At 46.9% G+C, this 12,585-nt stretch carries 6 protein-coding genes; 2 read left to right on the forward strand and 4 right to left on the reverse strand.

What is annotated here, in order from left to right; all coding sequences use genetic code 11:
- The first annotated feature begins 2 nt into the window (after positions 1-2).
- Complete coding sequence (locus ACGTNI_RS12925; RefSeq protein WP_394463024.1) at positions 3-1,862, forward strand: bifunctional homocysteine S-methyltransferase/methylenetetrahydrofolate reductase; 1,860 nt, start codon at positions 3-5, stop codon at positions 1,860-1,862.
- Entirely contained in the window at positions 1,843-5,295 is a 3,453-nt protein-coding gene (metH, locus tag ACGTNI_RS12930; RefSeq protein WP_394463027.1) for a methionine synthase, read from the forward strand. The genes ACGTNI_RS12925 and metH overlap by 20 nt, the downstream gene beginning before the upstream one ends.
- Before the next feature lie 263 nt (positions 5,296-5,558).
- Here the strand turns inward: metH and ACGTNI_RS12935 are convergent, their stop codons facing one another.
- The 4 genes from ACGTNI_RS12935 to glgD form a co-directional block, all read right to left on the reverse strand.
- Positions 5,559-7,478, reverse strand: coding sequence for a glycoside hydrolase family 13 protein (locus ACGTNI_RS12935; protein WP_394463030.1), 1,920 nt, complete (start codon positions 7,476-7,478; stop codon positions 5,559-5,561).
- A 24-nt stretch (positions 7,479-7,502) separates the two neighbouring features.
- Positions 7,503-9,941, reverse strand: a complete 2,439-nt coding sequence (locus ACGTNI_RS12940; RefSeq protein WP_394463032.1) for a glycogen/starch/alpha-glucan phosphorylase — start codon at positions 9,939-9,941, stop codon at positions 7,503-7,505.
- Positions 9,942-9,967: 26 nt separating this feature from the next.
- The gene (glgA, locus tag ACGTNI_RS12945) at positions 9,968-11,398 is read right to left on the reverse strand and encodes a glycogen synthase GlgA (protein ID WP_394463034.1); all 1,431 of its coding nucleotides are present in this window, start codon (positions 11,396-11,398) and stop codon (positions 9,968-9,970) included.
- 74 nt (positions 11,399-11,472) lie between these two features.
- On the reverse strand, positions 11,473-12,579 hold the full coding sequence (gene glgD / locus ACGTNI_RS12950; RefSeq protein ID WP_394463036.1) for a glucose-1-phosphate adenylyltransferase subunit GlgD: 1,107 nt from the start codon (positions 12,577-12,579) through the stop codon (positions 11,473-11,475).
- Positions 12,580-12,585: the final 6 nt, after the last annotated feature.

The following is a 12,585-nucleotide window of genomic DNA, read 5'->3' on the forward strand; positions in this document are numbered from 1 at the left end:
GAATGAAATTAGATCAAGCACTACAGGAAAAGACATTAATCGGAGACGGCGCGATGGGGACCCTGCTCTATTCTTACGGGGTGGATCGCTGTTTTGAAGAACTGAACCTGTCCCATGCGAAAGAAGTACGAAATGTGCATAAAGCCTATGTTCGTGCCGGTGCTGATGTTATTCAGACCAATACGTACGGAGCCAATTATATTAAATTATCCCGCTACGGGCTGGAAGATCACGTAAAAGCGATCAATACTGCAGCCGTACACCTGGCAAAGGAAGCCGCCGGTAAAGATGCCTATGTCGTAGGCACCATCGGAGGCATTCGGGATATTCAAAAAGAAATACCAACAATGGACGAATTGAAACGCAGTTTCCGCGAGCAGCTATATTGCCTGCTGATGGAAGATATAGACGGATTGATTTTTGAAACCTTCTATGACCTGGAAGAACTGACAACCGTTTTAGAGATTGCCCGGCAGGAAACTGATCTTCCATTAATTGCGGAAGTATCGATGCATGAACCCGGCGTTATGCAAAATGGTACACCGCTTGCAGATGCGCTTCACCTTTTGGAACAAAAAGGTGCTGATGTTGTCGGCGTCAACTGCCGTCTTGGTCCTTATCATATGATTCAAGCACTCGAAGATGTTCCACTACCGGAAAAAGCAGTGCTTTCTGCATATCCGAATGCCAGTCTGCCAGATTACGAGGATGGAAGATTAATTTATCCCAATGACCCAAATTATTTTCAAAAAAGCGCGCTGGACTTATACCGGCAGGGAGCACGTCTGATCGGCGGTTGCTGCGGGACTACTCCCGAGCATATTGCTGCGGTCGCTAAAGAAGTAAAAGGCAGAAAGCCGATTACCGAGAAAGTAGTATCTATTAAACAGCCACCTGTGCCTAAGCAGGTAGATGACAGTAATCGTGAGGAACACCTTCATGAAATCGCAAAGAAACAGCGTTCCATCATTGTCGAACTGGACCCTCCGAAAAAACTGAATACAGAAAAATATCTGCGCGGGGCAAAGGCTTTAAGAGATGCTGGAGTCGATTCGGTAACACTAGCAGACAACTCTCTCGCCTCTCCCCGAATCAGCAATACAGCGATGGCAACAATCATCAAGCAGGAATATGAGATCAATCCGCTTGTCCATATCGCCTGTCGTGATCGGAATTTGATCGGGCTGCAATCGCACCTGATGGGACTGCATACACTTGGTATCCGCGAGGTCCTTGCCGTGACCGGTGACCCTACGAAAATTGGCGACTTTCCCGGGGCCACCTCCGTATATGATTTATCGTCATTCGACCTGATTCACTACATCAAGCAGCTCAATGAAGGCATCTCCTTCTCTGGTAAATCACTAGGAGAAAAAACTGATTTTTCTGTTGCTGCTGCATTCAACCCGAATGTGCGTAATTTGAACCGGGCAGTCGGCCGCTTAGAGAAAAAGATTTCTTATGGGGCTGATTACTTCATCAGTCAGCCGGTTTACTGCGAAAAGCAGATCGTGGAAGTCTATGAAGCTACGAAGCATCTCGATACACCGGTTTATATCGGTATTATGCCGCTGACCAGCTCACGAAACGCGGAATTTCTGCATCATGAGGTTCCAGGCATCAAGCTTTCACCTGAAATACGGGAGAGCATGGAACAACACAGCCATGACAAAGAACGTTCCCAGGAAGAAGGAATTGCCATCGCCAAATCATTGATTGATGCGGCGCTTGATTTGTTTAATGGCATCTATTTAATCACCCCTTTTCTACGTTATGAAATGACGGTAGAATTGACGGAATACATCAAACAACAAACCGCAAAGCAGGAAAGGAAGATTTCCAATGGCATCAACATCATTTAAGGAACACCTTGCCAGTAGAATACTAATATTGGATGGTGCAATGGGAACGATGCTTCAACAGGCAGACCTGACACCGGAAGATTTTGGCGGAGAAGCCTACGACGGATGCAACGAATATTTGAACATTACCGCCCCCCATGTACTGGAACGGATTCACACCGAATATTTGGAAGCTGGCGCCGATATTATCGAGACTAATACTTTCGGAGCGACCAGCCTTGTCCTGGATGAATATGACCTTGGCCACTTAGCTGAGGAAATCAATATCAAAGCAGCACAAATTGCTAAAGAAGCAGCTGAATCTTTTAACAGTACAGACAAACCGCGATATGTAGCTGGAGCGATGGGACCGACAACTAAGACGTTATCTGTTACAGGCGGTACAACATTCGATGCCTTGGCAGAAGCCTACGAAGAACAGGCTCGCGGCCTGATTACCGGCGGTGTCGACTTGCTGCTTTTAGAAACGTCCCAGGATATGCTGAATGTTAAAGCAGCTTACCTTGGCATTACAAAAGCTTTTGAAACCACGGGCACTGAACTGCCGCTCATCATTTCGGGGACAATTGAGCCGATGGGTACGACACTTGCCGGCCAAAGCATCGAAGCTTTTTATATTTCCCTGGAACATATGAACCCTGCCGTCGTTGGTTTGAACTGTGCCACCGGACCGGAATTCATGCGTGACCATCTCCGCTCCCTGTCTGATCTGGCGACAACGGCAACGAGCTGCTATCCCAATGCAGGCCTTCCCGATGAAGAAGGAAACTATCATGAAACACCACAATCACTCGCAGCGAAAATTGCCGGTTTTGCTGAAAAAGGCTGGCTGAATCTTGTCGGGGGATGCTGTGGTACGACACCGGACCACATTAAAGCGATTGCGGAAGCTGTAGAAGGTCTGGAACCACGGACCTCCCCGGACTCCCACCCCCATTCTGTTTCCGGAATCGAGCCATTCCTATATGATGACAAAAATGACCGGCCGATTCTTGTCGGAGAACGGACCAATGTCATCGGCTCCCGTAAGTTCAAGCGTCTGATTGCCGAGGAAAAGTTTGAGGAAGCATCGGAAATTGCGCGAGCCCAGGTAAAAAAAGGCGCCCAGGTCATTGATATCTGTCTTGCCGATCCTGACCGTGATGAAACGCAGGATATGGAAGCTTTCATGAAGCAAGTCGTCAACAAAGTGAAGGTGCCCCTGGTCATTGACTCAACGGATGTAGAGGTTATCGAGAAGGCGCTAAAATATTCCCAGGGAAAAGCGATAATCAATTCAATAAACCTTGAAGACGGAGAGGAACGCTTCCAAGAAGTACTGCCTGTCGTGAAAAAATACGGAGCGGCCGTTGTTGTCGGCACCATTGATGAAGAAGGGATGGCCGTCACTGCGGAACGAAAGCTCCAGGTAGCCAAACGCTCTTACGATATCCTCGTTGGCGAATACGGGCTTGATCCATCCGATATCATCTTTGATCCACTTGTCTTCCCTGTCGGTACTGGTGATGAGCAGTATATCGGTTCTGCCGAGGCTACTATTGAAGGGATTCGTTTGATCAAAGAAGATTTGTCGGAGTGTCAGACGGTACTAGGTGTCAGCAATGTATCATTCGGCCTGCCACCAGTAGGACGTGAGGTGCTTAATGCCGTCTACCTCTACCACTGCACCAAGGCGGGACTGGATTACGCGATCGTTAATACGGAGAAGTTAGAGAGATATGCTTCGATTCCAGAAGAAGAAATTGAACAGGCCAATCAATTGCTGTTTAATACAAATGACAAAACACTGGCAGAGTTCACTGCCTTTTACCGTGGGAAGAAAAAAGAGACGAAAGTGCCAACCGAGACAATGACACTTGCCGAGCGGCTTGCGCATTATGTTGTGGAAGGTACGAAAGAAGGACTGCTACCTGACTTAGAACAGGCACTTGAAGAATACGCTACACCACTAGAGGTGATCAATGGACCGCTTATGGACGGTATGGCTGAAGTAGGCCGCCTGTTCAACGATAACCAGCTGATCGTTGCAGAAGTCCTGCAGAGTGCCGAAGTGATGAAGGCATCCGTCGCTTTTCTGGAACCCCACATGGAAGTAGCGGATACCTCTAATAAAAAAGGGAAAGTCCTGCTCGCCACCGTCAAAGGTGACGTTCATGATATTGGAAAGAACCTTGTTGAGATCATTTTAAGTAATAATGGCTTTGAAGTGGTCGACCTTGGCATTAAAGTCACTCCTTCAGAGCTAATCAATCAAATCAATGAAGAAAACCCTGATTTTGTCGGTTTGTCCGGCCTGCTCGTCAAATCCGCACAGCAGATGGTGCTGACAGCACAGGATCTGACCCAGCAAAAGATTTCCATTCCCATCCTTGTTGGCGGAGCTGCTTTATCCCGTAAATTCACATTGACGAAAATTCTCCCGCAATACGAAGGGCCGGTTTTCTACGCGAAGGATGCAATGGATGGTTTAGCATTATCGAATCGCCTCAGTAATGAGGAAGAGAGAGAAGCAATGGTAGGTGAGCTTCATCAAAAACAGCAGGCAGCTTTAGCTAAAAACTCGGATCGGGAACAATCTCAGGGAGCTACTGCTGTGGCTGTCAAACCGAAGTCTTCGGTATCAACTGAGGTACCTGTCTACCAGCCACAGGATTACAAACATCATGTGCTCCGGGATTATTCGGTCGACCATATAGAGCCGTACATTAATATGCAGATGCTGATCGGTCACCACCTTGGACTGAAAGGCAAGTTTTCCAGATTGATAGCTGAGAAGAATGAAAAAGCCGTCCACTTGAAGGGAGTCGTTGACGATTTGTTGACGAAAGCTAAAAAAGAAAGCTGGATTGAACCATCTGCTCTCTATCAATTTTTCCCTGCTCAATCGGATGGGGACGATGTCATCATCTATGATCCTGCTGATGAAAAGACGGAAATCGAGCGGTTCACATTCCCGCGCCAGCCACGGGAACCATTCCTTTGTCTGGCAGACTATCTCCGTCCGGTATCCAGTGGAGAGATGGATTATGTCGGGTTCTTCGCCGTCACTGCCGGAAAAGGAATTCGCGACCGTGCAGAGGCATTAAAGGAACAAGGAGAATACCTGGAAAGCCATGCCTTGCAGGCACTGGCACTCGAAACCGCAGAAGGCCTGGCCGAACATGTCCACCAGCTGATGCGTGATAAATGGGGCTTCCCGGATCCAACTGATTTTACAATGCAGCAGCGGTTCTCGGCCAAATATCAAGGACAGCGCTATTCCTTCGGATACCCGGCCTGTCCCGATTTAGAGGACCAGGAAAAATTGTTTCAGCTGATTAAGCCGGAACAAATCGGCGTCGAGCTGACCGATGGGTTCATGATGGAGCCGGAAGCCTCCGTCACCGCCATCGTATTCGCTCATCCCGATGCCAGATATTTCAACGTCTATTAACTACGAAAGGCAGCGATTTTTTCGCTGCCTTTTCTGTATTTATTGTCGCTTATCCCGCTGTATTTTCTCTTATATCATTTTATCTGTCTCTTTTATTTTCAAAAGTGTCACTCTTATTCTCGAAATTGTCACTCTTGCGTTCCATATTGTCGCTTATATGCACTAGCCTTTCTCACATACTGTAAGTTTGTCTCATAAAGGGCCCTTTTCTACCCAAAAAAAGACCACCCTTAGCTCGCCATCAGAGCAAGGGTGACCTTTGATTAATGCATATGACGGAGCAGCATGCTTTCCGATGGCCCGAGTGTTATCGTGAGCTCGCCGTCTTTTGCTTTAAATACACGCTTTTTATTCTCCATATGCTGCCACTTCCCTTTTCTCACCATCAATGTCACTTCCCGGCTTTCATGAATATGACGGTTGAACAGATAAATCATATGTTCATCACTGGCACTCCCGCCAAAATTGTCAACGCCATTTTCAATCCATCGTTCAAAAGAATACACATCATGATGAAGGGAATGAGATTTCCAGCAGCCTGTTCGTAATGCCGAATGTTCCCGGCGCCACTTCCCAATCATTTTATACCATTCTACCAGGCTATCATCTTCTCTTCCCCACGGATAAGGCTTCCGATTATCAGGATCGCTCCCCCCGGTCAAGCCTGCTTCGTCACCGTAGTAAAGCGATGGTACTCCCGGGAAAGTATAGAGCCACAAACTAAGGGCTTTCACCTGGGCATCAACGATTACAGCTTTGTCGTCAGCTAGCATATCTCCCGGCAAAAACTGATCGAGCATCGTCTTGATCCGTTCAACATCATGGCTGGATAACATATTCATCAAGGCATAAAAGTAGTGCTTTGGATAATGTTCGCTCAAAGTCAACAACCGGCGTTCCACGTCATGGGCATCAGCATCGCCACTCATGAACTCCAGCATAAGTCCCCTCAGCGGATAGTTCATGACCGAATCCAATACACCGCCAAGGAAATACTCCCTGCGTTTGCCATGGCCGATTTTCGTCGTGGCATCTTCCCACACTTCTCCCAGCAACACGCTGGATTCATCTTCTTTTTTCAGCTGCTGGTAGATTTGCTTAATCAAATCGTCGGTCAATTCATCAGCGACATCGAGACGCCAGTGCTTCAGGCCGTGTCTTTGCCAGAACTTCAGGACACTTTCCTCATCATGAATCAAAAAGTTCTGGTAGCTTTCATCGTCTTTATTTACGGTGGGAAGTGTCCCGACACCCCACCAGGACTCGTATTCATCAGGGTGGTTATGAAAGAGATACCAGGAATAGTAAGGCGATTCTTTCGATTGATAGGCTCCTACCGAATCATATTGGCCGCGTTGGTTGAAATAGATGCTGTTGCTGCCGGTATGGTTGAAGACACCGTCGAGCATAATTTCAATCCCATATTCACCAGCCTTCTGAACAAGTTCTGCCAAATCTTCATTGCTCCCAAGCAGCTGGTCGACCGTATGATAGTCGCCGGTATCATAGCGGTGGTTACTTTCCGCTTCAAATACAGGATTCAGATAAATCACCGTGACACCGAGTGATGCTATATAGTCGAGCCTTTCGATTATTCCCTGGATATTCCCCGCAAAAAAATCCCATCGGACGACCGCGCCATTTTCATCACGGATATAAATCGGATCATTTTCCCAGTGGCTGTGCATCAGGCTTGTCTTCGGAGCCTTGGCAAGCTCGCGTTCACCAGCCGCATAGAAGCGGTCAGGGAAAATCTGATAGATGGTCCCATGCTTCCACCATTCCGGAGTTTCATAGTCAGGGTTATAGACGGTAATCTGCCAAGACGGGGGAACATGATCATACACAACCCCATCACCGCTTTCTTCGATATTCCGACGTCCGTAAAAAAAAGTGCCATCTTCCAGCTTGAATTCAAAGTAGTACCAGACCAGCTGTGGTTCCTCTGGCATAGTGATGGTAGTTTCATAGCCGGAGTATTGATGCTGCTCACTATAGATATCCATTTCCTGCGTTTGTTCTTTGTCCGTTTTATCCAAAATATAATGAAGGATGACGCTTGAAATGCGGTAGCGGTTATGGATATCAATGGTAAGGGTCACATTGGAGCCTTTTGGTGCTGCACCGAAAGGCTCGCGGTATTGTGATTTGAAGCTGTTATGATAAACGTCGTTTGATTTCATCGTACGTCCTCCTCCATTCATTGATCACTTAAGCGTATTTACTGGTGCAATCCTCCAGATATCCGAGGCATATTCCTGAATCGTCCGGTCACTGGAGAATTTCCCGGCATGTGCAATATTGATCAGGCTCTTTCTGTTCCATGCCTGTTTCTGCTGGTAATCGAAGCTAACCCGCTGCTGGGCAGCTGCATAAGCTGCGAAATCTTTCAGTACAAAAAATTCATCGTTATGATGTACGAGAGAGTCATAGATTTCCTGAAATTCTGTATCCCCTTTTGAAAAAGGACTGTAATGAATCAGCTGATCGACAGTGAGTCGAACCTCTTCGTTTGTGTCGTACACCTGCCTCGAGGAATAGCCGCCGGACCGGTAAAACTCCAAAACTTCCTCCGAGCTTAAGCCGAACGTGTAAATATTGTCATCCCCGACAAGTTCATGGATTTCCACATTGGCCCCATCCATCGTTCCAAGTGTCAACGCCCCGTTCATCATCAGCTTCATGTTTCCGGTACCAGAAGCTTCCTTACTGGCAGTTGAAATCTGTTCACTCACATTGGCTGCCGGGATGATCCGTTCCGCAAGGGAAACCGAATAATTTTCCAGAAAAACAACTTTAAGCTTGTCGCTTACTACCGGGTCATTATTCACCACGTCAGCAATCGTATTGATCAGCTTGATGATTTTTTTGGCATAATGATAGCCCTGTGCTGCTTTGGCTCCGAAAAAGAAGGTTCTTGGGGCCATTTCCAGCGAAGGATCTGTTTTGATTTTGTTATACAGATGCATGATATGCAGCGCATTCAAGAGCTGACGCTTATATCCATGGAGACGCTTGATATGGACATCAAAAATCGATTGCGGATCAAGGGAAATTCCTTTCGTGTCGTAAACCCAGGAAGCCAGCTTTTCTTTGTTCGCTTGCTTGATATTGTCCAAGCTATTCAATACACCTGCATCCTCCTGATAAGCCAGCAGGTCCGTCAGGCGCCCAGGTTCATTGATCCAATTTTCACCAATTGTTTCTGTAAGAAGTCCGGCAAGCGGCTTATTGGCATGCATCAGCCAGCGTCTGTGGGTAATACCGTTCGTCTTGTTGTTGAACCGCTCAGGAAATGTATTATAAAAAATTTTCATTTCCCGCTTTTTCAAAATCTCGGTGTGAAGCCTTGCCACCCCATTGATGCTATGGCTGCCGACAATCGACAGGTGAGCCATTTTCACCTGCCCATCGGCAATGATAGCCAGTTCAGCGATCCGGTCGAATTCTCCCGGATACTGTTCCCATAACGATTGGCAGAACCGCTCGTTGATTTCTTCTATAATCATAAAAATTCGTGGCAGCAGTTGCCGTACCATATCCACAGGCCAGGACTCCAACGCTTCACTCAGGGTCGTATGATTGGTGTAGGAAACCGAGGCTTGAATGATGTCCCAGGCTTCTTTCCATCCCAGCTGCTTTTCATCCATCAAAACCCGCATCAGTTCAGGAATCACCATCGCAGGATGGGTGTCATTAATATGGAGAGCGACTTTTTCAGGAAAGGCGGACCAGGGCAGTTCGAGCTGTTCAAAAGCACGCACGGCACTCTGAACCCCTGCCGATACTAAAAAGTATTCCTGTTTCAGTCGCAGCTGCTTCCCTTCTTCATGGGAATCATCGGGGTATAAAAATTCCGAAATCGCTTCAAGGGAGCGCTTGTGGCCGAGGAAATTCCCGAACTCATTCAGCCTTGATGCTTTTTTGATCGTATCATCCAGGTTCGCTTCTACAGACCAGAGGCGCAGCGTATTGACGGTATCACTGTTATAGCCGACAACCGGGACATCATAGGGAACCGCCTGGACCTGCTCATAATCATGGTGGTCGAAATGCAGGTTGCCATCTTCATCCTTGCTCGAAGACACATGACCGCCGAAACGGACTTCCACTGCTTCTTCCGGGCGACGGACTTCCCATACAAATTCACGTGATAGCCATAAGTCAGGAAATTCGACTTGATTGCCATCGATGAACTGCTGGTCGAACATACCGTATTTATACCGGATACCATAGCCATGACCAGCCAGCCCCAAGGAGGCAAGGGAATCCAGGAAGCAGGCAGCAAGTCGGCCCAGCCCCCCGTTACCCAGGCCTGCGTCACTCTCTTCTTCCTCTAGTTCACCCAGGTCGAATCCTAAATCTTTCAAACCTTCTGCCACAACATCGACTATTTGCATATTCAGGAGATTATTCCCCATCAATCTGCCGATCAGAAACTCCATGGAAAAATAGTAGACTTGCTTTTCCTTCTCTTGTTCATAGCGCTGGTTCGTCTCCAGCCATTTTGTTCCGATTCTTTCACGCAACAGCGAACCAAGAGCTCTATATGCATCCACCTCTGTAGCGGTTTCAACTGTTTTGCCTAGCTTAGCCTCGAGCTTCTGGGAAAATGCCTGTTTGAATTCCTCTTTGTCGCTGAACATTACGGTTTCCTCCAATTCATACAGCCCTATTCCATTGCCTGCGCGTACACCTCACGATAGCGGCGTGCAGAATACTTCCACGGGAATTGACTTTTTGTGATATTTTTTATGAGCGGTTTCCAGAGCTCTTTATCCTGGTAAAATTCAAGTGCTCGACGGATAGTGAACAGCATGTCATGGGCATTATAATTCGCAAATGTGAAGCCGTTCCCTTCCCCTGTTTGTTCATTGTACGGCTGAACCGTATCAGCAAGACCACCTGTTTCTCTGACAATTGGAGCAGCCAGATAACGGAGGGCGATCAATTGTCCGATGCCGCATGGTTCAAACCGGGACGGCATCAGGAACATGTCGCTTGCCGCGTATACTTGGCGGGAGAAGGATTCACTGAATAAGATATTCGCGGACAGCTTCGTTGGATACTTTGATTGTGCCCATTGAAACATTTGTTCATAATCGTATTCTCCGGTGCCTAGCACGACCAGCTGAATATCCTCCGTATCCAGGAGTTCATCGATAATCCGGGCGATCAAATCGAATCCTTTTTGCTCAACAAGCCTGGAAACGATGCTGATCATCGGAACATCACTCCGCACCGGCAGGCCTAGTTCTCTTTGCAGCCATAATTTATTATGGCACTTTTTCGTCAGTGAACTTCGGTAAGGGAAAGCGAGCGCCTCATCCTTCATCGGATCATAATCTTTAATATTGATGCCATTAACGATGCCGATCATTCGGTCGGATTTGCTCCGTAATACTCCATCTAGGTTTTCCCCATAATAAGGCGTTTGAATCTCTTTTGCATAAGTTTCACTGACAGTCGTAATACGGTCAGCAAAATTCAATGCCCCCTTCATGAAGTTGATGTCTCCGAAAAACTCGAGTCCTTCCGGCGTCATCAGGCGCTCGTCCAGCTCCATCAAGTCATATAAAACCGACTCTGAAAATATCCCCTGGTATTTCAGGTTATGAATCGTAAAGACTGTTTTCATACTTTCAAAGATTGGATCATCCTTGTAATGTGTGTGGAGAAAGACTGGAATCAGACCGCTCTGCCAGTCATGGCAATGGATGACATCAGGTGTCCAGTCGAGCGCTTTAATCATTTCCATTACGGCACGGTTAAAAAAAACGAACCGTTCCGCTTCATCCCCATATCCATACAAATTCGAACGCTTGAAATAATATTCATTATCAATGAAATAGACGGTTACGCCATTCTGTTCGATGTATTCCACCCCGGCATACTGATTGCGCCAGCCAAGGGTAACGTTCAATTCGAGCAATGGTTTCATTTGTGCTTTCCATTCCTCACTGATCTCCTGATATTTCGGAAGGACAATACGAACATCATCCCCCTGTTCCTTCAGTGCCTGCGGAAGTGAACCCAGTACATCTGCAAGTCCGCCTGTTTTGATGAATGGGGTGCATTCGGATCCTACCATCAATATTTCCATTCTGTTCACTCCTTTTACCTGTTCATTTCATCACATGTAGAAATTGTAAAAAGATTGCCGTGATAGGCAATCTCCTACATGGACACACGTTTTGCTACGACATAAGGCTTCTCAGGGACTCCAATCAACGTCCGGCTATTAGAAATACGACAGTCCTTATCCAGGATGACATTTTCTAATACTGCATTGCTGTCGATTTCACAACGCTGCATAATGATCGAGTTTTTGATTACTGCCCCTTTGCCCACTTTCACTCCACGGAACAAAATGCTGTCTTCCACCTGTCCGTCAATGACACAACCATTGGCGACCAAGGTATTCGTAACGTTCGAATCCTGGGAATACTTTGTCGGAGGCTCATTTTTCACCTTTGTAAATATAGGTGCTTCCTCTTTGAATAAATCATCATGGTTAGCCCCATTCAGCAGGCTCGCACTATGCCGGTAATAGCTTTCTACCGAATTGATAAGCGCGTGCGCCCCCTTATATTCATAAGCATGCATATGGATTTGAGGCAGCCTCGCTTTAATGCCATCAAGGAAAAAGTGGGAACAACCGTGAGCTATGCAGTCTTCAATCATCCCATATAAATAATTCTTTTCCAGAATATACATATCCATATAGACATTGTTGCTCCGTTGGTTATTATGGATATCGGTAACCCGGCCACTTTCGTCAATCGTAAGTTTATGGGCGCGCTTATGTTCGGGGTACAGCTCCTCCACCTTTTTATAGACGACCGTCACATCAGCACCGGATGCTTTATGTTCCTCCAGCACATCACGAAAGTTTATGTTGCAAATATTCTGTGTCCCGGAGACGACGACATAGTCGGCAAACGTACGGGTGATAAAATCAATATTATTATGGAAATGCTGCAGATCCCCTTTTGATATATCCGTCGGGTCATTCCAGTCTGGAGGAAGAATGAACAATCCCCCACGTTTACGATCCAGATCCCAGGCTTTCCCTTGCTCCAAATGATCCATAAGCGAACGGTATTTCCGTCTGGCGAAAACAGCAATCGACTCGATTCGGGAATTACTCATATTGGATATGGTAAAGTCGATCATTCGGTAACGTCCGGCAAATGGGACAGCGGCACTGCACCGAAAATAAGTGAGTTCATCCAATACATCTTGTTCATGGTCTAGATTTATGATTCCTGCTATACGATCCATCGACTA

It is taken from the genome of Thalassobacillus sp. B23F22_16 (assembly GCF_043496955.1).
GTDB lineage: Bacteria > Bacillota > Bacilli > Bacillales > Halobacillaceae > Thalassobacillus > Thalassobacillus devorans_A.

What these genes read in the sequence shown, in the direction of transcription:
- metH (WP_394463027.1), top strand. Translation starts at nt 1,843, where the DNA reads ATGGCATCAACATCATTTAAGGAACACCTTGCCAGTAGAATACTAATA.
- glgA (WP_394463034.1), bottom strand. Translation starts at nt 11,398, where the DNA reads ATGGAAATATTGATGGTAGGATCCGAATGCACCCCATTCATCAAAACA.
- ACGTNI_RS12935 (WP_394463030.1), bottom strand. Translation starts at nt 7,478, where the DNA reads ATGAAATCAAACGACGTTTATCATAACAGCTTCAAATCACAATACCGC.
- ACGTNI_RS12940 (WP_394463032.1), bottom strand. Translation starts at nt 9,941, where the DNA reads ATGTTCAGCGACAAAGAGGAATTCAAACAGGCATTTTCCCAGAAGCTC.
- ACGTNI_RS12925 (WP_394463024.1), top strand. Translation starts at nt 3, where the DNA reads ATGAAATTAGATCAAGCACTACAGGAAAAGACATTAATCGGAGACGGC.
- glgD (WP_394463036.1), bottom strand. Translation starts at nt 12,579, where the DNA reads ATGGATCGTATAGCAGGAATCATAAATCTAGACCATGAACAAGATGTA.